The sequence below is a fragment of the Streptomyces sp. YKOK-I1 genome, assembly GCF_054660435.1.
In genome coordinates this window covers 7,000,147-7,026,711 of sequence record NZ_BAAGDR010000001.1, presented here as the reverse complement: position 1 = coordinate 7,026,711, position 26,565 = coordinate 7,000,147, and the positions used below count along the sequence as shown (strand labels likewise).

General features: G+C 71.3%; 16 protein-coding genes. 14 read left to right on the top strand and 2 right to left on the bottom strand.

Features of this window, described 5'->3' with window-relative positions; translation table 11 throughout:
* The first annotated feature begins 40 nt into the window (after positions 1-40).
* The 9 genes from ACYQ8Q_RS31425 to ACYQ8Q_RS31385 all read left to right on the top strand — a co-directional run bounded on the left by ACYQ8Q_RS31425 (position 41) and on the right by ACYQ8Q_RS31385 (position 13,419).
* On the top strand, positions 41-1,285 hold the full coding sequence (locus ACYQ8Q_RS31425) for a L,D-transpeptidase (protein ID WP_460069645.1): 1,245 nt from the start codon (positions 41-43) through the stop codon (positions 1,283-1,285).
* Between the two features lie 167 nt (positions 1,286-1,452).
* On the top strand, positions 1,453-2,703 hold the full coding sequence (locus ACYQ8Q_RS31420; protein WP_460069643.1) for a L,D-transpeptidase: 1,251 nt from the start codon (positions 1,453-1,455) through the stop codon (positions 2,701-2,703).
* Between the two features lie 84 nt (positions 2,704-2,787).
* On the top strand, positions 2,788-3,555 hold the full coding sequence (locus ACYQ8Q_RS31415) for an enoyl-CoA hydratase/isomerase family protein (protein WP_460069641.1): 768 nt from the start codon (positions 2,788-2,790) through the stop codon (positions 3,553-3,555).
* 316 nt (positions 3,556-3,871) lie between these two features.
* Positions 3,872-4,375, top strand: coding sequence for an ATP-binding protein (locus ACYQ8Q_RS31410; RefSeq protein WP_055632399.1), 504 nt, complete (start codon positions 3,872-3,874; stop codon positions 4,373-4,375).
* Positions 4,376-4,517: 142 nt separating this feature from the next.
* Complete coding sequence (locus ACYQ8Q_RS31405) at positions 4,518-6,806, top strand: ABC transporter ATP-binding protein (protein WP_460069638.1); 2,289 nt, start codon at positions 4,518-4,520, stop codon at positions 6,804-6,806.
* Positions 6,803-8,662, top strand: coding sequence for an ABC transporter ATP-binding protein (locus tag ACYQ8Q_RS31400; protein ID WP_460069636.1), 1,860 nt, complete (start codon positions 6,803-6,805; stop codon positions 8,660-8,662). Before ACYQ8Q_RS31405 ends, ACYQ8Q_RS31400 begins: the two co-directional genes overlap by 4 nt.
* Before the next feature lie 177 nt (positions 8,663-8,839).
* Entirely contained in the window at positions 8,840-10,873 is a 2,034-nt protein-coding gene (locus tag ACYQ8Q_RS31395; protein ID WP_460069634.1) for a M4 family metallopeptidase, read from the top strand.
* A gap of 290 nt (positions 10,874-11,163) precedes the next feature.
* On the top strand, positions 11,164-12,828 hold the full coding sequence (locus tag ACYQ8Q_RS31390; RefSeq protein ID WP_460069632.1) for a M4 family metallopeptidase: 1,665 nt from the start codon (positions 11,164-11,166) through the stop codon (positions 12,826-12,828).
* A 72-nt stretch (positions 12,829-12,900) separates the two neighbouring features.
* A complete protein-coding gene (locus tag ACYQ8Q_RS31385; protein WP_460069630.1) occupies positions 12,901-13,419 on the top strand; it encodes a DUF1990 family protein in 519 nt (172 codons plus the stop codon).
* Positions 13,420-13,440: 21 nt separating this feature from the next.
* Here the strand turns inward: ACYQ8Q_RS31385 and ACYQ8Q_RS31380 are convergent, their stop codons facing one another.
* Positions 13,441-14,592 (bottom strand): hypothetical protein, encoded by a 1,152-nt coding sequence (locus ACYQ8Q_RS31380; RefSeq protein WP_460069628.1) that lies wholly within the window; start codon positions 14,590-14,592, stop codon positions 13,441-13,443.
* Positions 14,593-14,736: 144 nt separating this feature from the next.
* Complete coding sequence (gene glgP / locus ACYQ8Q_RS31375; protein ID WP_460069626.1) at positions 14,737-17,361, bottom strand: alpha-glucan family phosphorylase; 2,625 nt, start codon at positions 17,359-17,361, stop codon at positions 14,737-14,739.
* Positions 17,362-17,613: 252 nt separating this feature from the next.
* Here glgP and ACYQ8Q_RS31370 point away from each other — a divergent pair, with 252 nt between their 5' ends.
* From ACYQ8Q_RS31370 to glgB, 5 genes are all read left to right on the top strand, one after another.
* Complete coding sequence (locus tag ACYQ8Q_RS31370) at positions 17,614-18,816, top strand: S8 family peptidase (protein WP_460069624.1); 1,203 nt, start codon at positions 17,614-17,616, stop codon at positions 18,814-18,816.
* A 186-nt stretch (positions 18,817-19,002) separates the two neighbouring features.
* Complete coding sequence (locus ACYQ8Q_RS31365) at positions 19,003-21,069, top strand: alpha-1,4-glucan--maltose-1-phosphate maltosyltransferase (protein WP_460069622.1); 2,067 nt, start codon at positions 19,003-19,005, stop codon at positions 21,067-21,069.
* Entirely contained in the window at positions 21,066-22,766 is a 1,701-nt protein-coding gene (gene treS / locus ACYQ8Q_RS31360; protein ID WP_460069619.1) for a maltose alpha-D-glucosyltransferase, read from the top strand. Before ACYQ8Q_RS31365 ends, treS begins: the two co-directional genes overlap by 4 nt.
* Before the next feature lie 87 nt (positions 22,767-22,853).
* Positions 22,854-24,251 carry a maltokinase N-terminal cap-like domain-containing protein gene (locus ACYQ8Q_RS31355; RefSeq protein WP_460069617.1) on the top strand — a complete coding sequence of 466 codons (1,398 nt, stop codon included), beginning with the start codon at positions 22,854-22,856 and terminating at the stop codon, positions 24,249-24,251.
* Positions 24,252-24,336: 85 nt separating this feature from the next.
* On the top strand, positions 24,337-26,544 hold the full coding sequence (glgB, locus tag ACYQ8Q_RS31350) for a 1,4-alpha-glucan branching enzyme (protein WP_460073572.1): 2,208 nt from the start codon (positions 24,337-24,339) through the stop codon (positions 26,542-26,544).
* The last annotated feature ends 21 nt before the right edge of the window (positions 26,545-26,565 follow it).

The following is a 26,565-nucleotide window of genomic DNA, read 5'->3' as shown; positions in this document are numbered from 1 at the left end:
CTCACGTTTCCCCGGGGCGCACCCGGTCGTTGGACACACCGTGAGGCACGTACATGGGCGCGCACGGCGCGCGGGCGTCGCAGTGGCCGCCGTAGCGATGTGGGCCGGACTCCTGGCCGGGGCCGTGGGCTGCTCGGGCGACGGCGGGAGCGGGCTGGACCGGATGCTCGGCAGACCGGCGGCCCCCGAGGACGTCATCCGGGTGACCCCGGACGACCATGCGAAGGGGGTGCGGCCGGAGACGGGGCTGCTGGTCCGGGTGCCGGACGGGCGGCTGGAGTCGGTGAAGGTGATGCGGTCGCAGGACGCCCAGGAGACGAGGGTGGCGGGCCGGATCTCGGCCGACCGGCGGAGCTGGCGGCCGGACGGCGGCCGGCTGGCGCTGGCCGCCCGGTACACGGTCGATGTGGTGGCGCTGGACGGCGACGGCAACCGTTCGGCCCGGCACACCACCTTCACCACCTTCGTCCCCGACGAGCGGTTCATCGGGTACGTCTCCCCGGAGAACCGCTCCACGGTGGGCACCGGGATGATCGTGTCCCTGGACTTCAGCCGGGAGATCGAGAACCGGGCCGCCGTGCAGCGGGCGATCGAGGTGACCGCGGAGCCGGCCGTGGAGATCCGGCCGCACTGGTTCGGCGGCGGCCGGCTCGACTTCCGCCCCGAGGAGTACTGGAAGCCGGGCACCAGGGTCACGGTCGCGCTGAGGCTGCGGGACGTGGAGGGCGCGCCCGGGGTCTACGGGCTCCAGTACAAGACGTTCTCCTTCACCGTCGGCCGCAGCCAGGTCTCCCTGGTGGACGCGGAGAAGCACACGATGAAGGTGTGGCGCGAGGACGACCTGATCGCCACCGTGCCCATCACGGCCGGGGCGCCGAGGACGACGACGTACAACGGGAAGATGGTCGTCACGGAGATGCTCGAACTGACCCGGATGAACGGGGCCACCGTCGGCTTCAGGAAGAAGGACGGCAAGGGCGAGTACGACATCCCGGACGTGCCGCACGCCATGCGGCTGACCGAGTCCGGCACCTTCCTGCACGGCAACTACTGGGCGGAGCCGGACGTCTTCGGCAGCGCCAACGTCAGCCATGGCTGCGTCGGCCTGAGGGACGTCCGGGGCGGCGCCTCGGACACCCCCGCGGGCTGGTTCTTCGACCGCTCGCTGATCGGGGACGTCGTGGAGGTCGTGCACAGCAAGGACAAGGAGGTCGCGCCGGACAACGGGCTCGGCGGCTGGAACATGAGCTGGGAGGACTGGACCTCCCCGGACACGGACGGATGACCTCTCCCCTCCGTGCAACCATCCCCGCGTGATCATGGTCCAAGTTGCGACAGAACGGTGACATTCACCTGACACGCAGCTCAAAACCGCACGGTTAATATGCGCAAATGATCGCGCGGGGTGCGCGGGGGTGGGGGCCTGACCAGGCCCTGGGAGGGGAGAACGACTTGAACGTGCGACCGATATCGGGGGCGTCGATCGCGGGGCGCTCACGCGGCCGCCACAAGCGGTTGGCGCTGATCGTCGGCGGCATGCTGCTCGCCGTCACGGCGTGCGGCGGGGGCGGCGACTCGGACTCCGGGTCCGACGCCAAGGACAAGAACGACAAGGGCAGCACGGCGGCGGCCGAGAGCAAGCAGTCGGTGGCGGTCGTCGCGATCGCCCCGAAGACCGGTGCCAAGGACGTCGACACCACCGGCGCCCTGAAGGTGACCGCCAGCAAGGGCAAGCTGACCGAGGTCACCGTCAAGGACGACAAGGGCACGGCGATCAAGGGCACGATCTCCGCCGACGGCGCCGGCTGGACGCCGGCCACGCACCTCGCCGCCTCGACCGAGTACCAGGTGCACGCGGTCGCGAAGGACTCCGAGGGCCGTACGGCCGCCGAGGACTCCTCCTTCACCACGCTCAGCCCGCAGAACACCTTCATCGGCAACTTCACGCCCGAGGACGGCTCCACCGTCGGCGTCGGCATGCCGTTCTCGGTCCGCTTCACGCGGGGCATCACCAAGCCGGCCGACGTCGAGAAGGCCATCGAGATCAAGACCGAGCCGGCCGTGGACGTCGAGGGCCACTGGTTCGGCAACGACCGTCTGGACTTCCGCCCGGAGCAGTACTGGAAGGCCGGCACCAAGGTCACCGTCACGCTGAACCTGGACGGCGTCGAGGGCCGCAAGGGCGTCTACGGCAAGCAGTCCAAGACCGTCTCCTTCACCATCGGCCGCAGCCAGGTGTCGATCGTGGACGCCAAGAAGCACACGATGAAGGTCATGCGGGACGGCAAGCTCTACAAGACCATCCCGGTGACCACGGGCAAGCCCGGCTACGCCACCTGGAACGGCCAGATGGTCATCAGTGAGAAGTTCACGGTGACCCGGATGAACGGCGACACCGTCGGCTACGACGGCGAGTACGACATCAAGGACGTCCCGCACGCCATGCGGCTGACCAACTCGGGCACCTTCGTGCACGGCAACTACTGGGGCGGCGACGCCTTCGGCAACTACAACGCCAGCCACGGCTGCATCGGCCTGCGCGATGTGCGCGGCGGCTACGACAGCGGCGTCCCGGCCGCGTGGTTCTTCAACCACTCGATGGTCGGCGACGTGGTGACGGTGAAGAACTCCACCGACCCGACGGTCGACCCGGCCAACGGCCTCAACGGCTGGAACCTGTCCTGGGCCGAGTGGACGAAGTGACGGAGTAACGGCTTTCGCGACGGGCCCGGTGCTGTGACCAACGGCACCGGGCCCGCCGTCGTTAATGGTGGTTAACCTGCTGCCATGACCGTTCATCTCGAAGTCGCCGAGGGCGTCGGCACGATCCGTCTCGACCGCCCGCCCATGAACGCCCTGGACGTCGCCACGCAGGACCGGCTCAAGGAACTGGCCGAGGAGGCGACCCGCCGGGACGACGTCCGCGCCGTCGTGGTGTACGGCGGGGAGAAGGTGTTCGCGGCGGGCGCGGACATCAAGGAGATGCAGGACATGGACCACACCGCGATGGTCCTGCGCTCGCGCGCCCTCCAGGACTCCTTCACCGCGGTGGCCCGGATCCCCAAGCCGGTCGTGGCGGCCGTCACGGGCTACGCCCTGGGCGGCGGCTGCGAGCTGGCCCTCTGCGCGGACTTCCGGATCGCGGCCGACAACGCCAAGCTGGGCCAGCCGGAGATCCTGCTCGGACTGATCCCCGGCGCGGGCGGCACCCAGCGGCTGGCCCGGCTGATCGGCCCCTCCAAGGCGAAGGACCTCATCTTCACCGGCCGGATGGTGAAGGCGGACGAGGCCCTGACCCTGGGCCTGGTGGACCGCGTGGTCCCGGCGGCGGAGGTGTACCCGCAGGCGCACGCGTGGGCCGCGAAGCTGGCCCAGGGCCCGGCGCTCGCGCTGCGGGCGGCGAAGGAGTCGGTCGACACCGGCCTGGAGACGGACATCGACACCGGTCTCGCGGTCGAGCGCAACTGGTTCGCGGGCCTGTTCGCCACCGCCGACCGTGAGATCGGCATGCGGAGCTTCGTCGAGGAGGGACCGGGCAAGGCCAAGTTCCTGTGAGGCGGGTGCTGTGAGGCAGGTCTCCCTGAACGGGGTTGCCATCCCTTGCAATTGACGGGATGTCTCATTCGAGATGTCCCGTCCGGGTCCCTCGATGGGGCGGTTCATGGGACCCTGGGGTCGACCCTGAGCCCGCCTTGTCGAGGGAGTCCGGCGATTGCCCGCACAGGATCCGTCACCGCAGGTCAACGCGGCTTTTCCGGACTCCGAACCGCCCCCCGCGCAGACCGCGGACCCTGCGTCCGAGGAGGCCGCCGAGGGGGCGTATTCCGCCGGAACGGCCCCGGAGAGCGCCCCGGACGGCCATGATGGGGGCATGGCGGGGCTGGAGGATGTCGAACAGCCGCGGGGGCACGGGCGTGTGGCCGCGGCACGCTGGTCGCCTGCGGTGGAGGACGAACGGGCGCTGAAGGCACTGGAGTTGTTCGGCAACCCCACGGAGGGTGAGGTTCCGCTCCCTTCCCGTCCCGAGTCCGCCGCCACGGCCCGCCGTCTCACCCAGGTCGTCGTGCTGCGCCAGTGGGGGCTGTCCCCCAAGATGACCGAGGACGCGGTCCTGCTCGTCTCCGAACTCGTCGGCAACGCCGTACGCCACACGGGCGCCCGTGTCTTCGGCCTCCGACTGCGCCGGCGCCGCGGCTGGATCCGCGTCGAGGTCCGCGACCCCTCCCGCGGCCTGCCCTGCCTCATGCCGGTCCAGGAACTGGACGTCAGCGGCAGGGGCCTCTTCCTCGTCGACAAACTCTCCGACCGCTGGGGCGTGGACCTGCTGCCACGCGGCAAGACGACCTGGTTCGAGATGCGCGTCGCGGACCGCTGACGGCGCCGCCCCGTCGCCTTCCGAGATTCACCCGCAAGGGGGTACGGCCCCTCGAACCCGCAGGTCGTAGGACCAACGGCCGATGCCGGTCCGACCAAAACCCGTTGGGCGATGTCAGTGGCGATCCGTAGGCTCGCTCGTGATGTCGACGACACGTGCAACCACCAAGGACCGGTCCGCGGTGCGGACGTTGCTGCGTTTGTGGCCGTATGTGCGGCCGGTGCGGGTGCGGCTGTTCACCGCCGCCTCCGTGGCCGTCGTCGCCTCCTGTGTCGGGCTGGTGATCCCGCTGGTCCTGAAGTGGATGGTGGACGGGCCGGTCGCCGACCGGGACCCGGCGGGCGTCTGGCTCGGGGCCTTGTACCTGCTGCTGCTCGGGCTCCTGGAGGCCGGGCTGTTCGGGCTCCGGCGCTGGCTGGTGGCGCGGCCGCTCTCGCATGTCGAGGCGGAGATGCGGGCGGGGCTGTACCGGCATCTCCAACGGCTGCCGGTGGCCTTCCACGACCGGTGGGCCTCGGGACAGCTGCTGTCCCGGGCCACCACCGATCTGATGCTGCTGCGGATGTTCCTCGCCTTCCCGCTGACGTTCCTGCTGGTCAACGCGGTGACCATCCTGGCCGGTGTGATCATCATGCTGCTCCAGGACTGGTCCCTGGGCCTGGTGATCCTGGGACCCGCCCTCCCCGTCATGGTGATGTGCGTGGTCTTCGAGAACCGGTACGCGGTCGTGGCGCGGCTCGCCCAGGACCAGGTCGGCGATCTGACGACGGTCGTCGAGGAGAGCGTGCTCGGCATCCGGATCATCAAGGGGTTCGGCCGGCACCGCAGCCAGGCGCGGGCCTTCCGCGCGCTGTCGTCGACCCTGCGCGGGACGGAACTGCGCAAGGCCCGGCTGCTGGCGACGATCTGGGCCGTCATCGTGACCCTGCCCGAGCTGGCGATCGGGGCGGCGCTGGTGCTGGGCACGGTCCAGGTGGCGGACGGGGAGCTGTCCGCGGGCACGCTGGTCGCCTTCCTCTCGACGGCCCTCGCGCTGCGCTGGCCCGTCGACTCCATCGGCTTCCTGCTCGCGATGAGCCAGGAGGCGGCGACAGCCACGGAACGCTACTTCGAGGTGATGGACGAGAAGCCGGAAACGGAGACCACCACCGGGGGCCGCGGCGTCGCCGGTCCCACGGAGGTCACAGACTCGGGTACGGAACACGCGGTCGGCGCGGGAGCGGGCGCCGCGGGAGCAGGTGCCACGGGCACAGTCGGCGCGGGAGCGGGCGCCGCGCGAGCGGGTGCCGCGGGCACGGTTGGCGCGGGCACGGTTGGCGCGGGCACGGGCACCGCAGGCACGGCCGCCGCAGGCACGGCCGCCGCAGGCACGGCCGCCGCAGGCACGGCCGCCGCAGGCACGGCCGCCGCAGGCGGTATGGACGGCTCGGGCTCGGGCGACGCAGTCGTGATCGCCGGTGCCGCCGCCATGCTCGCGGGCGCCGGCGATGAGACCGTGCACGCCACGAACGCGGTCGACACGGACGCGAGCGCCGCAGGCGCCGTCGCCACGGACGCAGGCTCCACGGACTCGGGCGCCGCAGGTCCGGGCGCCGCAGGTGCGGGCGCGCCGGGCGCGGGCGCCGCAGGCGCGGGCGCCGCAGGCGAAGGGGACGCCGGCGCAGGGGACGCGGGCGAAGGGGACGGGCTTCGGTTTGTCGGGGTCGTGTTTCGGTATCCCGATGCCGATCCGGGCTCGCCCCCGATCCTGGACCGGGTCGATCTGCACATCCGGCCCGGGGAGTCCATGGCCCTGGTCGGTGCCACCGGCAGCGGCAAGACCACCCTCACCGCGCTCGTCCCCCGGCTGCACGAGGTGACCGCCGGGCGGATCACGCTCGACGGCGAGGACGTCACCGCGATGCCCCGCGAGGAACTGCGCGCCAAGGTCGCCGTCGCCTTCGAGGAACCGACGCTGTTCTCGGCGAGCGTCGGGGAGAACGTGCTGATGGGGGCGGACGACCGCGCCGGGGCCGCCGAGCTGGAGCGGGCGCTCCACATCGCCCAGGCCGAGTTCGCGCACGCCCTGCCGCAGGGCACCGAGACCCAGGTGGGCGAGCAGGGCCTCAGCCTCTCCGGCGGGCAGCGGCAACGGCTGGCGCTGGCCAGAGCCGTGGTGGGACAGCCGAGGTTCCTCGTGCTCGACGACCCGCTGTCCGCGCTGGACGTGCACACCGAGGCCGCCGTGGAGGCCGCGCTGCGCCAGGTCCTCGCCGACACCACCGCGCTCATCGTGGCCCACCGCCCGTCCACCGTGCTGCTCGCCGACCGGGTCGCCCTGCTCTCCGGGGGCCGGATCACCGCCGTCGGCACCCACCAGGAACTGCTGCGCGCCAACACCGAGTACGCCCACCTCATGTCAGGGAACGGCCGCCAGGAGGACGACCGATGAGTGCCCCCGCCACCTCGTCCCCCACCACCGACGACCCGCCGGAGGACCTGCCCGTCCGGGCCGCCGACGACCCCTTCGACAAGGACGTCCTGCCCACCCCGCCCGGCGCCACCGGCATCCTGCTGCGCTCCCTGCTCGCCCCCATGCGGGCGCGGGTCGCGCTGACCACGCTCCTGCTGCTGCTCCAGCAGGCGGCCGTCCAGGCGGGCCCGCTGCTGGTGGCGTACGCCATCGACCGCGCGGTGCCCGCGTTCCGGACCGGCGACAACGGGCCGCTGATCGCGGTGGCCGTCGGCTATCTGGGCTGCGCGCTGGCCTCCGGCGTGCTCCAGTACGCGTTCCTGATCGCGGCCGCCCGGGTCAACCAGGACGTGCTGCTCGATCTGCGCGGCCGGATCTTCCGGCACGCGCAGTCCCTCAGCGTGGACTTCCACGAGCGCTACACCTCGGGCCGGCTCATCTCCCGCTCCACCACGGACGTGGAGTCCCTGCGCGAGCTCCTCAACGAGGGCCTCCAGGAGCTGGTGACCGTGGTGCTGTCCTTGCTGTACATCTCGGCGATGCTGCTCTGGCTGGACCTCGGGCTCGGCGCGGTGGCGGTCGCGTCGTTCGTGCCGCTGTACCTGCTGGTGCGGATCTACCAGCGGCGCGCGGGGCGGGTGTTCACCGCCCGGTCCACCGCGATCGCGGCCGTGATCGTGAAGTTCGTGGAGACGATGAACGGCATCCGGCCGGTGCGCGCCTTCCGCCGCGAGGCCGTCAACGACGCCGACTTCGGGGTCCTCAACCGCCGCCACGAGCGGACGAACGGCGACGCGCTGCTGGAGATGGCCCGGTACGTCATCGGCTCACGGATCGTCGCCAACACGGCCGTCGCGCTGATCGTCCTGTGGGGCGCCTACCGGGTGGCGGGCGGCACGCTGGCGCTGGGTGTGCTGGCGGCGGCGGTGCTGTATCTGCGGCGGCTGTACGACCCGATCGACCGGCTCGGCATGTTCCTCAACTCGTACCAGTCGGCGGCGGCCTCGCTGGAGAAGATCGCGGGCCTGCTGGCGCAGACGCCGTCGGTGCCCGAGCCCTCGGTGCCGAAGGAGCTGCCCGCCTGCCGGAGCGAACTGCCCGGCCGCGAGGTCGTGTTCGACGAGGTGTCCTTCGGCTACCGCACCGGTGGCGAGGTCCTGCCCCGCTTCGCGCTCACCCTGCCCGCCGGGCAGACGGTCGCCGTCGTCGGCTCCACCGGCGCGGGCAAGTCCACCCTGGCCAAGCTGCTGGCCCGCTTCTACGACCCGTCCGAGGGCCGGGTGCTGCTCGACGGGGTCGATCTGCGCGAGCTCACCGTGCCCGAGCTGCGGCGCGGGGTGGTCATGGTGACGCAGGAGGCGTTCCTGTTCTCCGGCACGGTCGCCGAGAACATCGCCATCGGACGCCCGGACGCGACCCGGGAGGAGATCGAGCGGGCGGCGAAGGCGATCGGTGCGCACGAGTTCATCAGCGCGCTGCCCGACGGCTACGACACCGACGTCCGCAAGCGGGGCGGTCGTATCTCCGCGGGTCAGCGACAACTCGTGGCGTTCGCCCGGGCGTTGCTCGCGGATCCGGCGGTGCTGATCCTGGACGAGGCGACCAGCTCGCTGGACATCCCCGGGGAGCGGGCCGTGCAGGCCGCGATGGCCACGGTACTGAAGGGCCGTACGGCGGTGGTGATCGCACACCGGCTGTCGACGGTGGAGATCGCCGACCGGGTGCTGGTGATGGAGCGCGGACGGATCGTCGAGGACGGCGCGCCCGCCGACCTCATCGCGGGCACGGGCCGCTTCGCGGATCTGCACCGGGCCTGGCGGGACAGTCTGGCCTGATTATCCGCATATCGAACATGAACTCCCGGACAACGGACCGTTTCCGGCCAAATTTCTGACGCGCTCCTGACAGACAGCGCAATCCCCTGCCACTCTTCCCACTGCTACTTCACAGCAACCCCACAGCAAAACCGTTCTGCGTACCGCCTTTGTCGTGTCCAGCAGAAGGAGTCAGTGGTGAGAAGCACGTCCTCTCGCAGACGCACCCCCCACACCGCAGTCCGCAAGTCCGCCGCCGTCGCCCTGATCGGCGTCTCCGCACTGATCGCCGCCGCCGTGCAGTCCGGCGCCGCGACCGCCGCCCCCGAGCGGGCCCCGAAGCCGACCGGCTCCGAGTCGGTCAAGCTCACCCCCGCCCAGCGCGCCGCGCTGATCCACACGGCGGACGCCGGCAAGGCGGCGACCGCCAAGGAACTGGGCCTCGGCGCCAAGGAGGCGCTGGTCGTCCGTGACGTGGTCAAGGACGCGGACGGCACGCTGCACACCCGCTACGAGCGCACCTACGCCGGGCTGCCCGTGCTCGGCGGCGACCTGGTCGTGGACACCGCGAAGTCCGGCGCGACCGAGGGTGTGGTCAAGGCGACCCGCGCCACCATCAAGGTCGCCTCGCTCACGCCCACCGTCACCGCGGCCAAGGCGGAGAAGCAGGCGCTGTCCCTGGCGAAGGCCGACGGAGCGGCGGGCGCGGCCACCGACCGCGCGCCGCGCAAGGTGATCTGGGCGGCGAACGGCACCCCGGTCCTGGCGTACGAGACGGTCGTGGGCGGCCTCCAGGAGGACGGCACCCCGAACGAGCTGCACGTCATCACCGACGCGGCCACCGGCAAGAAGCTCTACGAGTACCAGGGCATCGAGACCGGCACCGGCAACACCATGTACAGCGGCACGGTGACGCTCGGCACCACGCAGTCCGGGTCGACGTACAACCTGACCGACGCGGCGCGCGGCAACCACAAGACGTACAACCTCAACCGGGGCACCTCCGGCACCGGCACGCTGTTCTCCGGCTCCGACGACGTCTGGGGCAACGGCTCGGCGTCCAACACGGAGACCGCGGGCGCCGACGCCCACTACGGCGCGGCCCTGACCTGGGACTACTACAAGAACGTGCACGGGCGCAGCGGTATCCGCGGCGACGGTGTGGGCGCGTACTCCCGGGTCCACTACGGCAACGCGTACGTCAACGCGTTCTGGCAGGACAGCTGCTTCTGCATGACGTACGGCGACGGCTCGGGCAACACCCACCCGCTGACGGCGATCGACGTGGCGGGCCACGAGATGACCCACGGCGTGACCGCCAACACCGCGGGCCTGAACTACTCCGGCGAGTCCGGCGGCCTCAACGAGGCCACCTCGGACATCTTCGGCACCTCGGTGGAGTTCTACGCCAACAACTCCTCGGACGTCGGTGACTACCTCATCGGCGAGGAGATCGACATCAACGGCGACGGCTCGCCGCTGCGGTACATGGACAAGCCGAGCAAGGACGGCGCGTCGAAGGACAGCTGGTACTCGGGCATCGGCTCGGTCGACGTGCACTACTCCTCGGGTCCGGCGAACCACTTCTTCTACCTCCTCTCCGAGGGCAGCGGCACCAAGACGATCAACGGTGTCACCTACAACTCGTCCACCTCGGACGGCCTTGCGGTCACCGGCATCGGCCGGGACAAGGCGGAGAAGATCTGGTTCCGCGCGCTGACCACGAAGTTCACCTCGACCACCAACTACGCCGCGGCCCGGACCGGCACGCTGGCGGCGGCAGGTGAGCTGTACGGCACGACGAGCGCCGAGTACACGGCCGTGGCGAACGCCTGGGCGGGCGTCGCGGTCGGCTCGCGGCCCGGTGGCGGCGGGGGCGGCGGCACCTCGTTCGAGAACACCGCCGACGTATCGATTCCGGACAACGGCGCGGCGGTCACCTCGTCGATCACCGTCTCCGGCCGGACCGGCAACGCGCCCTCGAACCTCCAGGTCGGGGTGGACATCGTCCACACCTACATCGGTGACCTCCAGGTGCAGCTGGTCGCCCCCGACGGCACGGCGTACACGCTGAAGGCGTACGGCACCGGCGGCAGCACGGACAACCTCAGCACCACGTACACGGTGAACGCCTCCTCCGAGGTCGCCAACGGTGTCTGGCAGCTGAGGGTCCAGGACAACGCGGCCGTCGACACCGGTTACATCAACAGCTGGAAGCTGACGTTCCCGTAAACCGGGACAGACACAGCGAAGGTGCCGCCCCGGAGGCCGGGAAACCTCCGGGGCGGCACCGCCTTTTTGCCAGCCGATTACCCACCACCTGTTGGCCTTTTACCGAGGTCAACTCGGTTTACATTCCGGCAATGTTCACCGGTTGGTCGATTTTCGGCCAACATCACATGGGGGTCCTGACATGTACGCGACCTTGATGCGAGGCTTCCTGGCAACCGCCGCACAACTTCACCACAGCTTCGGACAGCATCCCCACGCCGTCCGGGCACCCCCACACCCAAGGAGCTTGTGTGACCTCCCTCTACGCGCGTCACCAGCGCACCACTCTGGCGATCGCCACCGCGGTCGCGGCCGGCGCCCTGGTCACCACCGGCCTGACCTCCGGTGCCGTGGCCGCCCCGACCGCCTCGGACGCCGCCGCCAAGCCGCTCGCCGCGCCGACCGCGCTCTCCGCCTCCGCCCGCACCGCCCTGATCAAGGACAAGCAGGCCGACGCGACCGAGACAGCGCAGGAGATAGGCCTCGGCACCAAGGAGAAGCTGGTCGTCCGGGACGTCGTCAAGGACGCCGACGGCACCGTCCACACGCGCTACGAGCGGACCTACGCGGGCCTGCCGGTCCTCGGCGGCGACCTGGTCGTCCACGAGTCGGCCGCCGGCGTGAACAAGGGCGTCACCAAGGCGACGAAGACCACCATCAAGGTCGCCTCGCTCAAGGCCGTCGTCACCGCCGCCAAGGCGGAGAAGCAGGCGCTGACCCTCGCCAAGGCCGCCGGCTCGGCCAAGACCGCGGCCGACAACGCGCCCCGCAAGGTGATCTGGGCGGGCAACGGCAGCAAGCCGGTCCTCGCCTACGAGACGGTCGTCGGCGGCCTCCAGGACGACGGCACCCCGAACGAGCTGCACGTCATCACCGACGCGGCCACCGGCAAGAAGCTCTACGAGTACCAGGGCATCGAGACCGGCACCGGCAAGAGCCTGTACTCCGGCACCGTCACCCTGAACACCACGCTGTCGGGCTCGACGTACCAGCTGACCGACGGCACCCGGGGCAGCCACAAGACGTACAACAAGTCGCACGGCACCTCCTCCTCGGCGGGCACCCTGTTCACCGACGCCGACGACACGTGGGGCACCGGCGCCGCCTCCAGCTCCACCACGGACCAGACGGCCGCCGTCGACGCCGCCTACGGCGCCCAGGTGACCTGGGACTTCTACAAGTCGACGTTCGGCCGCAGCGGCATCAAGAACAACGGCGTGGCCGCCTACTCCCGCGTCCACTACGGCAACGCGTACGTCAACGCGTTCTGGGACGACAGCTGCTTCTGCATGACGTACGGCGACGGCGAGGGCAACGTCAACCCGCTGACCTCGCTGGACGTGGCCGGCCACGAGATGAGCCACGGCGTCACCGCCAACACCGCGGGCCTGAACTACTCCGGCGAGTCCGGCGGCCTCAACGAGGCCACCTCGGACATCTTCGGCACGGGCGTGGAGTTCTACGCGGCCAACTCCAACGACCCCGGTGACTACCTCATCGGCGAGAAGATCGACATCAACGGCGACGGCACCCCGCTGCGCTACATGGACAAGCCCAGCAAGGACGGCGGCTCGTCGGACTACTGGTCCTCCTCCGTCGGCAGCAAGGACGTCCACTACTCGTCCGGTGTCGCGAACCACTTCTTCTACCTGCTGTCCGAGGGCAGCGGCACCAAGACGATCAACGGCGTGACCTACAGCTCGCCGACGTACAACAGCTCCACGATCACCGGCATCGGCCGCGCCAAGGCGCTCCAGATCTGGTACAAGGCGCTCACGACGTACATGACCTCGACGACGAACTACAAGGGCGCCCGCACGGCGACCCTGAGCGCGGCGTCGGCCCTGTACGGCTCCAGCAGCACCGAGTACGCCACGGTCGCCGCGGCCTGGACGGCGGTCAACGTCACCGCCTGACGATCCCGAACATGAGGTGGGGCGGTACCCGGGACGAAGGCGTCCCCGGGTACCGCCCTACCCTTGTCTCCCATGCCGCCCAAGGACTTCACCTACGACGACGTCGGCGCGACCCGCGACCGACCCGGCTTCTGCCCGCCCGGCTTCCACGCCCTGCACGTACGCACCCGCGTCGGCGAGGGCCACGACCTCTTCCGGCGCGCGGCGGAGGCCGTCATGACGTGGGAGATGCACCGCGCGATGGGCGTCGGCGTCACCACCTCGGCGGACCGCGCGGCACCCGACGTGGACGTCACCATCACCCTGGCCGGCCTGATCAAGGCCCCCTGCCGTGTCATATGGACGGCCGACGAACACCGCCGCGCGGGCTGGGCCTACGGCACCCTCGCCGGTCACCCCGAGTCCGGCGAGGAGTCCTTCCTCGTCGACCGCACCGGTGACGGCACGGTCTGGCTGACGGTCTCGGCCTTCAGCCGCGCGGCCAAGTGGTACGCCCGGGCGGCGGGCCCGGCGACCCGGGGGCTGCAACAGGCGTACGCCCGGCGGTGCGGGACGGTGCTGCGGGGGCTGTGCACGGACGGGCAGCCGTAGCGGCCGGACGTCGCGGAGGGGTCAGGTGCGCGACACCACCCCGCAGCCCTCCTCACGGTCCGCCGCGAGGTCCTCGCTGCGGTCGTAGGGGTCCGTCGTCGGTCCGGTCGGGGTCGCGCCCGCGCTCGCGGTCCCACCGGTCGAGAACTGGGGGTGCAGGAAGCCGTCGTAGACGTCGCAGGCGGAGTTGCCGATCTTCTCGTCGTACTTCAGAACGGCGATCTTCCCCGGGGTGACGGTGTACTCGGCGGGGTCGGAGAGCTCCATGTCCAGGACGCGACGGACGATGGTGCGGGACACCTCGGTGGCCCCCTCGTCGGTCCGCACCAGCGGGTAGACGAAGGTGTAGTCGGCGTGCACGACGACGGAGGCGTGTTCACCCGCCTCGAACGTCATCCGTCCCCGGGTCTTGACCACGTCACCGGCCAGGCGCAGTTCGCCGGGATCGAAGCGGCTGAACATCACCAGCGGGTCGTGCTTCTCGTCCGGCTTGCTCAGCGCGGTGTTCAGCAGGGTGAGCAGGTCCTTCTGCCTCGGCTCGATCACCGCGAGCGCGGTCTCGGGGCGCTCACCGCGCAAGGTGGCCGGATCGAGGTTCGCGTCGACCAGGAGTTCCCTGGTCTGCCGCAGCGCCCGCGCGACCTGCGCCTTGGACAGCGATCCGACCGGGGCCGCCCCGGGCACGACGATGCCGTCCGCGCCGTCGGCCCAGCGCAGGGCCGGGGATCCCGCGAAGGGCCGGTCGAGCGTGGGGGTTTCGGGATCCACCGCGTCCGGGGCCGCGGTCGGGGCGGCGGTCTCCGGCGCCAGGGGCGACTCCGCGGCGGCCTGCGGCTCCCCCGCGCCGAAGGGGTCACCGGGCAGCAGCGACGGCCGCATCGCCACCACGGCGAGCACGATCACCGCGGGCACACCGAGCAGCGCCCAGAGTCTGCGCCTGCGGGCCGCTCTGCGTTCCAGGTCCCCCAGGGCCGGACCCGCACGCCACCCCGAAGGCCGCTCACCGCGCTCGTCCTGCTGCCGCAGCCGCTCCGAGACCATGCGGGCCCGGGCGGACGGCTCCTTCGGGACCCCGGAGGCCGTTCCGCGTTCGCTCTCCTCGAGAAACGCCCGCAGCGCGTCGTCGGACAGGGACGAGCCGTCCTCGGGTTCTTCGGGGGATCTGCCCACCACGCCCGCTTGCACCTTCCCTCTGTCGCAAGACAGTTCACAAGGACTGTAGTTCGACTTCGGGTGGCCGGCAGCACCCGGGCGCACCAGCACACGGGCGCCGGGCGGTCTGCCGCGACCGCCCGACGCCCGTGCCCCACCGTGCCGTTACCGCATCAGCACCCCGGCCCCCTCACCCCCGTCCTCCCCCGGCACCGCCAGCACCCCCAGTTCCGCGCCCGAGGCGAGGAGGCGGTGGGAGGGGAGGATGCGGACCGTGTAGCCGTAGGGGCCGGTGCGGTCCAGGGACAGGGGGCCCTCGTAGAGCCAGCGGCCCTCCAGGTCGGGGCCGGAGGCCGCCTTCAGGGGGACGGTGGAGGCGTCCGTGATGCGGTCCTCCTCGTCGACCCGGCCGGAGACCGCCTGCACCTCGACGTCCTCGGGGGCGAGTTCACCGAGGCCCACCCGGACGCGCAGGGAGAGCGTGCTGCCGAGTTCCGCGGTGGTGGTGGCCATCGAGGTCTCCACATGGTCGACCGTCACCGCGTGCCAGGCGGAGCGCACCCGTGCCTTCCAGACGGCGAGTTCGCGGGCGGTGGCCGGGTTCATCGCGCGGTGTGCCTGGGCGGCCGGGGTGTAGAGCCGGTCGACGTACTCGCGGACCATCCGGCCGGCCAGGACCTTCGGGCCGAGCAGGGTGAGGGTCTGGCGGACCATCTCGATCCAGCGGTCGGGCAGACCGGCGCGGCCGCGCTCGTAGAAGCGGGGCGTGATGCGCTGTTCGAGGAGGTCGTACAGGGCCGCCGCCTCGATGTCGTCGCGGTGGTCGGGATCGGTGCCGGCGCCGTCCGCGGTGGGGATCGCCCAGCCGAAGTCGGGCTGGAACCATTCGTCCCACCAGCCGTCCAGGACCGAGAGGTTGAGACAGCCGTTGAGCGCCGCCTTCATGCCGGAGGTGCCGCAGGCCTCCAGCGGGCGCAGCGGGTTGTTGAGCCAGATGTCGCAGCCGGGGTACAGCTTCTGCGCCATCGCCATGCCGTAGTCGGGGAGGAAGACGATCCGGTGCCGCACGCGCGGGTCGTCGGCGAACCGGACCAGCTCCTGGACCAGGCGCTTGCCGCCGTCGTCCGCCGGGTGCGCCTTGCCCGCCACCACGATCTGGATCGGGTGGGTCGGGTGCAGCAGCAGTTCCATCAGCCGGTCGCGGTCGCGCAGCATGAGGGTGAGGCGCTTGTACGACGGGACGCGGCGCGCGAATCCGATGGTGAGGACGTCGGGGTCCAGGACCCCGTCGATCCAGCCCAGCTCGGCGGTGCCCGCGCCGCGCTGCCGCCAGGAGGCCCGCAGCCGTTTGCGCACCTCCACCACCAACTGCTCGCGCAGGACGCGCCGCAGGTCCCAGATGCTCTGGTCGGAGACCCCGGCGACGACGTCCCAGCGGTCGCCGTCGCCGACGGCCAGCGCGTCCTCGGCGCGCTGGGCGCCCACCTGGCGGGCGCCGAGCCGCAGCACCTCGGGGGCCACCCAGGTCGGGGCGTGCACCCCGTTGGTGACGGAGGTGATCGGCACCTCGTCGGGGTCGAAGCCGGGCCACAGACCGGCGAACATCCCCCGGCTGACCTGGCCGTGCAGCAGGGACACGCCGTTGGCGCGCTGGGCGAGCCTGAGGCCCATCACGGCCATGTTGAAGAGATTGGGTTCGCCGCCGGGGTAGGTCTCCATGCCCAGCCGCAGGATGCGGTCGACGTCCATGCGCGGCAGTTCGGCGTCGGGGCCGAAGTGGCGGGCGACCAGCTCGCGGTCGAAGCGGTCGATGCCGGCCGGGACGGGGGTGTGGGTGGTGAAGACGGTTCCCGCCCGGACCGCCTCGAGTCCCGCGTCGAAGTCCAGTCCGTCGTCGCCGAGTTCGGCGATCCGCTCCAGGCCGAGGAAGCCCGCGTGCCCCTCGTTGGTGTGGAACACCTCGGGCGGGGCGTGCCCGGTGAGCCGGCAGTACGTCCGTACCGCCCGGACACCTCCTATGCCGAGCAGCATCTCCTGGAGCAGCCGGTGTTCGCTGCCGCCGCCGTAGAGCCGGTCGGTCACCCCGCGTTCGCCGAGGTCGTTCTCCTCGACGTCGGAGTCGAGCATCAGCAGGGGCACCCTGCCGACCCGGGCCAGCCAGATCCGGGCGTGCAGCCGCCGGCCGGCGGGCAGGGCGAGGGAGATCCGGGCGGGGGTGCCGTCCTCCTCCCGCAGCAGGCCGAGCGGCAGTTCGTTGGGGTCGAGGACGGGATAGTGCTCCTGCTGCCAGCCGTCGCGGGAGAGGGTCTGGCGGAAGTAGCCGTGGCGGTAGAGGAGTCCGACGCCGATCAGGGGGACGCCCAGATCGCTGGCGGCCTTCAGATGGTCGCCGGCGAGGATGCCGAGGCCGCCGGAGTACTGGGGCAGGGCGGCCGTGATGCCGAACTCGGGCGAGAAGTAGGCGACGGCGGCGGGGAGTTCGGCGGCGGTGGGCCGGGTCTGGTACCAGCGGTCGCCGGTCAGATAGTCGTGCAGCTCGTCGACTGCGGCGGTCAGCCGGCGCCGGAACCGGCGGTCCTCGGCCAGTTCGGCGAGGCGCTCCGGCCGTACGCCGCCGAGCAGTCGTACCGGGTCCCCGTCCGAGGCGGCCCAGCGTTCGGGATCGACGGACTGGAAGAGTTCACGGGTGTCCGCGTGCCATGACCAGCGCAGATTGCGGGCCAGGTCACTGAGCGGCCGGAGGGGTTCGGGGAGAAGGGGTCGGACGGTGAATCGACGGATCGCCTTCACATTCCACCTCGGCGTGGCGCGTTCGCTGGATGGACGTACGGCTGTGTACGCCCGGTCATCCAGCACCGTACCGGTGTTGTCCCCGCCCCTGCCGAAGGCTGGACGGGCCGGATCACGCAAACGGCGATATGGCCGATTCACCCCCCTAGGCCACCTTGTGACCCTTCACCCCGCACGAGAGGCTGCCCAGTGGCGTGCCCGGTTGCCGTACCCGGCCCGGCGTGCGCCGAGTCGAGGAGGGGAACGCGAACCATGGCACGGACGCACACCCGGCGTCTGCGCCGGGCGGGAAGCCTGACCGCGGTCGTCACGGCCATGGTCCTGTCGGCCGCGAGTCCGCCCGCGCAGGCCGTACCGGAGGGGAGAGTCGTCGGCGCCGGCCGGCCCGGTTCCGTCGGCGGGAGCTATCTGGTGACGCTGAAGGGGGACACCCGGGCGTCCTCGGACGCCGGCCGGCGGCTCGTCACCGCCTACGGGGTGAGAATCAGCCACACCTACGGCACGGTCCTCAACGGCTTCGCCGTACGCGCGGACGCGGGACAGGCCCGGCGGCTCGCGGCCGACCCCGCGGTCGCCTCGGTCGTCCAGGACACCGCGGTGACGGTGGACGCCGCGCGGAACCCGCCGTCGTGGGGACTGGACCGGGTCGACCAGCGGGGTCTGCCGCTGGACGGGGGCTACCGGGCGCCCGGTTCCGGGGGCGCCGGGGTGACGGTGTACGTCATCGACACCGGGATCCGGATCAGCCACGCGGACTTCGGCGGACGCGCGAGCTACGGCTGGGACTTCGTCGGCGGCGACCGCGGCGCCCCCGACGGCAACGGGCACGGCACCCAGGTCGCCGGGGTCGTCGCGGGCCGGACCTTCGGGGTCGCGGGGAAGGCGAAGGTCGTCGCCGTGCGCGTCCTGGACGACGCGGGCGCCGGCACCACCGCCCGGGTCATCGCCGGCATCGACTGGGTCACCCGGCACGCCCGCAGGCCGGCCGTCGCCAACCTCAGTCTGGGCGGCTCGTACAACGCCCGGCTCGACGCGGCCGTCCGCGCCTCCATCCGGTCCGGTGTCACCTATGTGGTCGCGGCCGGCAACGGGGGCCGGGCCGCCGCCCTGGGGTCGCCGGCCGACGTCCGGGAGGCCGTCACGGTCGGCGCCACCGACCGCGGGGACGCCCGGGCCGCGTTCTCCGACTACGGCTCGGCCCTCGACCTGTTCGCCCCGGGGGTGGCCATCACCTCCGCGTCGTCCACGAGCGACACCGGCCGCGTCACCCGGTCGGGTACGTCGATGGCGGCGCCGCACGCGGCGGGAGCGGCCGCGGTGTATCTCGCCGCTCACCCGGAAGCCGCACCGGCGCAGGTGGCCCGGGCGTTGGTCGCGGGCGCCGTGAACGGCAGGATTTCCGGCCGGGGGGCCGGTTCACCGGACAAACTCCTTCAGGTGACCCCCCTCAGGTGACGGACCACCACGACCGGCTCCCCCCGCGCCCGCAGAGGCCGCGAACGGGGCCGGTCTTGTGCGTAGACATACGCGCGAGTAGTTAACAAAGTGCCGGAATGCGCACCCGATCAGGGTGGGAAGGCTCCCCCGGTACTGGACCCCACATCCCTCCGCCCACCCTCGTTGATGCGGACAGGAGCGGTCATGCCCGCCACGCACCACTCGTCATCACCCCCGACACCCCGTACCCCCCGCACCGAGGCCACCCATGCCTCCGCAGCGGCGCCGCCCGGGCCCACCGCCGTCGGGCGCATCCCGGTCCTCGACGTGCGCCCGCTGGTCCAGCAGGGGCGCCGGCCCGCGAAGGCCGTGACCGGTGAGACCTTCGAGATCTCGGCGACCGTGTTCCGCGAGGGCCATGACGCCGTCGCCGCCAATGTCGTCCTGACCGACCCCCGGGGCCGGCCCGGTCCCTGGACCCCGATGCGTGAACTCGCCCCGGGCACGGACCGCTGGGGCGCCGACGTCACGCCGGACGCGCCGGGGCACTGGACGTACCAGGTGGAGGCCTGGGGCAACCCGGTGGCCACCTGGCGGCACCATGCGCAGATCAAGATCCCCGCAGGGCTGGACACCGAGCTGGTCCTGGAGGAGGGCGCCCGGCTGTACGAGCGCGCGGTGGCCGGTGTGGCCAAGGGGGGTGGGAAACGCGCCGTTCTGCGCGCCGCCGTCGCCGCGCTGCGCGACGACTCCCTGCCGCCGGCCTCCCGGCTGGCGGCGGCGTTGACGCCGGAGGTGGACGCGGTCCTGGCCCGCCACCCGCTGCGGGAGCTGCTCACCGCCTCCGCACCGCTGCCCCTGCTGGTGGAACGCGAACGCGCCCTGTACGGCGCCTGGTACGAATTCTTCCCCCGCTCCGAGGGCACCCCCGAGAACCCCCACGGCACCTTCCGCACCGCCGCCCGCCGGCTGCCCGCCATCGCCGCGATGGGCTTCGACGTCGTCTACCTCCCCCCGATCCACCCCATCGGCACCACCCACCGCAAGGGCCGCAACAACACCCTGCACGCCACCCCCGACGACGTCGGCGTCCCCTGGGCCATCGGCTCCCCCGAAGGCGGCCACGACACCGTCCACCCCGACCTCGGCACCCTCGAGGACTTCACCCGCTTCGTCGACCAGGCCCGCGCCCTCGGCCTGGAGACCGCCCTCGACTTCGCCCTGCAGTGCTCCCCCGACCACCCCTGGGTGCACAAACACCCCGAGTGGTTCCACCACCGCCCCGACGGCACCATCGCCCACGCCGAGAACCCCCCCAAGAAGTACCAGGACATCTACCCCATCGCCTTCGACGCCGACCTCGACGGACTCATCACCGAGACCCTGCGCGTCCTGCGCCACTGGATGTCCCACGGCGTGCGGATCTTCCGCGTCGACAACCCCCACACCAAACCCGTCGTCTTCTGGGAACGGGTCATCGCCGACATCAACCGCACCGACCCCGACGTCCTCTTCCTCGCCGAGGCCTTCACCCGCCCCGCGATGATGCACACCCTCGCCCAGACCGGCTTCCAGCAGTCCTACACCTACTTCACCTGGCGCACCACCAAAGCCGAACTGACCGAGTACCTCACCGAACTGTCGGGGGACGCCGCCTCCTACATGCGGCCCAACCTCTTCGCCAACACCCCCGACATCCTGCACGCCTACCTCCAGCACGGCGGCCCGCCCGCCTTCGCCGTCCGCGCCGTCCTCGCCGCCACCCTCTCCCCCACCTGGGGCATCTACAGCGGCTACGAACTCTGCGAGAACACCCCCCTGCGCCCCGGCAGCGAGGAATACCTCGACTCCGAGAAATACCAGCTCAAAGCCCGCGACTGGGACACCCCCGACACCCTCGCCCCCCTCATCACCCGCCTCAACACCATCCGGCGGGAGAACCCCGCCCTGCACACCCTGCGCACGCTGCGCTTCCACGACACCGACAAGGAAGCGGTGATCGCCTACTCGAAGAAGAGCGGTTCGAACACGGTTCTGGTGGTCGTCAACCTCGACCCCCACCACACCCAGGAGACGACGGTCTCGTTGGACATGCCGCAACTCGGCCTGGACTGGCACGAGTCGGTGCCGGTGCGCGACGAGCTCACCGGCGAGACCTACCACTGGGGCAGGGCCAACTACGTGCGCCTGGAACCGGGCACCCGGCCCGCGCACGTCCTCACCGTCCTGCGACCGTCCAACCCGCAGATCGGAGGGTCACCCACACGATGATCGTCAACGAGCCCGTTCCGGACACGTTCGAGGACACCCCCGACAAGGACCGCGACCCCGACTGGTTCAAACGAGCCGTCTTCTACGAGGTCCTCGTCCGTTCCTTCCAGGACAGCAACGGCGACGGTGTCGGCGACCTCAAGGGCATCACCGCCAAACTCGACTACCTGCAGTGGCTCGGCGTCGACTGCCTCTGGCTGCCGCCCTTCTTCAAGTCCCCCCTCCGCGACGGCGGATACGACGTCTCCGACTACACCTCCGTGCTCCCCGAGTTCGGCGACCTCGCCGACTTCGTGGAATTCGTCGACCACGCCCATCAGCGCGGTATGCGGGTGATCATCGACTTCGTCATGAACCACACGAGTGACCAGCACCCGTGGTTCCAGGAGTCGAGGAAGGACCCCGACGGGCCCTACGGCGACTACTACATGTGGGCCGACGACGACAAGCAGTACGCCGACGCCCGCATCATCTTCGTCGACACCGAGGTCTCCAACTGGACCTTCGACCCGGTCCGCAAGCAGTACTTCTTCCACCGCTTCTTCGCCCACCAGCCCGACCTCAACTACGAGAACCCGGCCGTCCAGGAGGAGATGATCTCCGCGCTGCGGTTCTGGCTGGACCTCGGCATCGACGGGTTCCGGCTGGACGCCGTGCCGTACCTGTACGCACGGGAGGGCACCAACTGCGAAAACCTTCCGGCAACCCATGAGTTCCTCAAGCGGGTCCGCAAGGAGATCGACGCCCACTACCCGGACACGGTGATCCTCGCCGAGGCCAACCAGTGGCCCGAGGACGTGGTGGACTACTTCGGCGACTACGCCTCCGGCGGCGACGAATGCCACATGGCGTTCCACTTCCCCGTCATGCCCCGCATCTTCATGGCCGTCCGCCGCGAGTCGCGCTATCCGGTCTCGGAGATCCTGGCGAAGACCCCGGCCATTCCGGCCAAGTGCCAGTGGGGCATCTTCCTGCGCAACCACGACGAGCTGACCCTGGAGATGGTCACCGACGAGGAGCGCGACTACATGTACGCGGAGTACGCCAAGGACCCGCGGATGCGCGCCAACATCGGCATCCGCCGCCGCCTCGCCCCCCTGCTGGACAACGACCGCAACCAGATCGAGCTGTTCACGGCTCTCCTGCTCTCGCTGCCCGGCTCGCCGATCCTCTACTACGGCGACGAGATCGGCATGGGCGACAACATCTGGCTCGGCGACCGCGACGCCGTGCGCACCCCGATGCAGTGGACACCGGACCGTAACGCGGGTTTTTCCTCCAGCGACCCCGGGCGGCTCTATCTGCCGACCATCATGGACCCCGTCTACGGCTACCAGGTCACCAACGTCGAGGCGTCGATGTCGTCGCCGTCGTCGCTGCTGCACTGGACCCGCCGGATGATCGAGATCCGCAAGCAGAACCCCGCCTTCGGCCTCGGGACCTACACCGAACTGCCCTCCACCAATCCGGCCGTGCTCGCGTTCCTGCGCGAATTCGAGGACGACCTCGTCCTGTGCGTGCACAACTTCTCGCGCTTCGCCCAGCCCACGGAACTGGACCTGAGCCGGTTCAACGGACGCCATCCGGTCGAGCTGTTCGGCGGGGTGCGCTTCCCGGCCATCGGCGATCTGCCCTACTTGCTGACCCTGGCCGGACACGGCTTCTACTGGTTCCGGCTCCGCGGGGAAGGCGCCTAGAACGCCCGCGGCGGGACGGTTTCCCCCGTCCCGCCCGGGGCACGCATCAGTGACACCCCGACCACCCGGGGAAAGGAATGTGACGCCATGGCGAAGACTGTCACACGTTCCGGCGGTTCCGGCACGATCAGCCCGGGCCTCCTCGCGTCACTGGACCCGCTGCTGCGGGAGTGGCTGCCACGGCAGCGCTGGTTCGCCGGCAAGGGCCGCCCGGTCACCGGGTTCTCGCTGGTCGCGGCCACCGAGCTGCTGCCGGCCGACGCCCGGCTCGGCCTGTACCACCTGGTGCTGCGCGCCCACCAGCCGGACACCCCCGGCGACCGCTACCAGCTGCTGATCGGGATCCGCGAGGCCCTGCCGCCCCGGCTGGCACCCGCGCTGATCGGCCATGTGACCCATGGACCGCTCGCCGGGCGGACGGTGTACGACGCCCTGTACGACACCCGGCCCGCCGAGCTGCTCCTTGAGGCGCTGCGCTCCCGGGCCCGGATCGGCGCCCTGCGCTGCGAACGCGACCCCGCGCAGGAGATCCGGTCCGGTCTGGTCCCGCGGCTGATGACCGCCGAGCAGTCGAACTCGTCGGTCGTCTATGGAGATACGTTCATCCTGAAGCTGTTCCGCCGGGTCGCGCCCGGGATCAATCCCGACCTGGAGCTGCCCCTGGCGCTGGCCCGCGAGGGCTGCCCCCGGGTGCCGGCGCCGACGGCCTGGATGGAGATGAACCCGGAGGAGGGCGCGGACGGCGCCGGCGAGCCGTACGTCCTCGGGGTGCTCCAGCCCTATGTGCAGGGCGCGACGGACGGCTGGGAGCTGGCGCTGCGGGAGCTGGCCAAGGGGGAGGACTTCGGCGCGGAGGCGCGGGCGCTGGGGCGGGCCACCGCCGAGGTGCACGGGGCGCTGGCCCGGGCGCTGCCCACGGTGACCCTCGGACCGGCGCAGATACAGCCGATGGCCGAGGGGATGGTCGTACGGCTGGAGGCGGCGGCGCGGGCGGTGCCGGCGCTGCGACCGTACGCGCCCGCGCTGCGCACCGCCTTCACCGCGCTGGCGGATCTGGCGGCGGAGGGGCAGACCTGGACCGCGCAGCGCGTGCACGGGGATCTGCACCTCGGGCAGTGTCTGCGGGCGCCGTCCGGGCAGTGGTCGCTGATCGACTTCGAGGGGGAGCCGGCCCGGCCGCCGGCGGAGCGCCGGATGCCGCAGCCCGCGGTGCGGGACGTGGCGGGCATGCTGCGGTCCTTCGACTACGCGGCCCACGCGTGCGAGCGGCCGGTTCCCGGCTGGGCGCACGCCTGCCGGTCGGCGTACTGCTCGGGGTACGCCGAGGCGGCGGGCCGCGATCCTCGCACCGATCCGGTGCTGCTGCGGGCCTTCGAGACGGACAAGGCGGTCTACGAGGTCGTCTACGAGGCCCGGCACCGACCCGACTGGCTGCCCGTTCCGCTGTCCGCCGTAGAGCGCCTCGCCGCACCCGAACAGCCTTGAGGAGGCCCCGCACGTGACTCCCCCGAAGCCCCCGAAGAAGGGCAAGAAGGCCGCCGGGAAGACCGGAAGGAAGGGGAAACCTCCGGTGCAGCCGCCCGCACCCGCCTTCTCCCCCGCCCCGGACGCCGCCGACCGTGAGCGGCTGCTCCACGGCACCCATCACGACCCGCACTCCGTGCTGGGCGCGCACCCGCGGCCCGGCGGGGTCGTCTTCCGTGCGCTCCGGCCGTACGCGCGGTCGGTCACCGTGGTCGCGGGCGGGCTGCGGGCGGCACTGCACGACGACGGGGACGGTTTCTTCTCGGGGCTGCTGCCCCTGACGGAGGTCCCGGCGTACCGGCTGCTGGTGGAGTACGAGGGCACGACCCTGGAGACCGAGGACGCGTACCGCTTCCTGCCCACGCTGGGCGAGCTGGACCTGCATCTGATCGGCGAGGGCCGGCACGAGGAGCTGTGGACGGCGCTCGGCGCGCACCCGACGGTCCACGAGGGGGTGCCCGGCACCCGGTTCTCGGTGTGGGCGCCGAACGCGCGCGGGGTGCGGGTGGCCGGGTCCTTCAACTTCTGGGACGGCACCGGGTGTCCGATGCGCTCGCTGGGCTCCTCGGGGGTGTGGGAGCTGTTCCTGCCGGGGGTCGGCGAGGGTGAGCTGTACAAGTTCGACATCGCCCGCCCGGACGGCTCGCACACCCTGCGCGCCGATCCGCTGGCCCGGCGCACGGAGGTACCGCCCGCGACCTCGTCGATCGTGCACGCCTCGCGGTACGAGTGGGGCGACGAGGAGTGGCTGGCACGGCGGGGGGAGATACCCGTGCACGAGGCCCCGTTCTCGGTGTACGAGGTCCATCTCGCGTCCTGGCGGCCGGGGCTGACGTACCGGCAGCTGGCCGAGCAGCTCCCCTCCTATGTCGGCGACCTGGGCTTCACGCATGTGGAGCTGATGCCGGTCGCCGAGCATCCCTTCGGCGGCTCCTGGGGCTACCAGGTCACCGGGTTCTACGCGCCGACGGCCCGGCTCGGCACCCCGGACGACTTCAAGTGCCTGGTGGACGCGCTGCACCGGGCGGGCATCGGCGTCCTGATGGACTGGGTGCCTGCGCACTTCCCGCGCGACGAGTGGGCGCTCGCGGAGTTCGACGGGCGGCCGCTGTACGAGCACGAGGACCCGCTGCGGGCCGCGCACCCCGACTGGGGGACGCTGGAGTTCGACTTCGGGCGGCACGAGGTGCGCAACTTCCTGGTCGCCAACGCCACGTACTGGTGCGAGGAGTTCCACATCGACGGGCTGCGGGTGGACGCGGTCGCCTCGATGCTCTACCTCGACTACTCGCGCGAGCCGGGCCAGTGGACGCCGAACGAGCACGGCGGCCGGGAGAACCTGGACGCGGTGGCGTTCCTCCAGGAGATGAACGCGACGGTCTACCGGCGCAACCCGGGGGTCGTGACGGTCGCCGAGGAGTCGACCGCGTGGGACGGCGTCACCCGGGCCACCCACCATCGCGGCCCGAGCGGCTTCGGCGGGCTCGGCTTCGGGCTGAAGTGGAACATGGGCTGGATGCACGACTCGCTCCAGTACATGGCCCATGAGCCGGTGCACCGCAAGTACCACCACCATGAGATGACGTTCTCGATGGTGTACGCGTACAGCGAGAACTACGTGCTGCCGATCTCCCACGACGAGGTGGTGCACGGCAAGCGCTCCCTGGTGTCGAAGATGCCGGGCGACTGGTGGCGGCAGCGCGCCGACCTGCGGGCCTACCTGGGCTTCATGTGGGCCCATCCGGGCAAGCAACTGCTCTTCATGGGGCAGGAGTTCGCGCAGGGCGCGGAGTGGTCGGAGGCGCACGGACCGGACTGGTGGCTGCTGGACTCGGCGTACGGGGCCGAACCGGACCACCGGGGGGTGCGCGACCTGGTCCGCGACCTCAACGCGGCCTACCGGGCGACGCCCGCGCTGTGGCAGCGGGACACCGATCCGGCCGGCTTCGAGTGGGTGGTCGGGGACGCCGCCGACGACAACGTCTTCGCGTTCCTGCGCCTCGACGCGGAGGGCGCGCCGCTGCTGTCCGTCTCCAACCTCTCCCCGGTCGTCCGCCACGCATACCGTCTGGGCGTCCCCGACGACATCCCCGCCTGGCACGAGATCCTCAACACCGACGCCGAACGCTACGGCGGCAGCGGCGTCGGTCACCCCGACCCGGTGAAGCCGGAAGCCCAGCCCTGGCACGGCCGTCCGGCCAGCATCCGCCTGACGCTGCCACCCCTCGCGACGGTGTGGCTGCGACCGGCCTAGGGCCCTTCTGATGGATCTCCG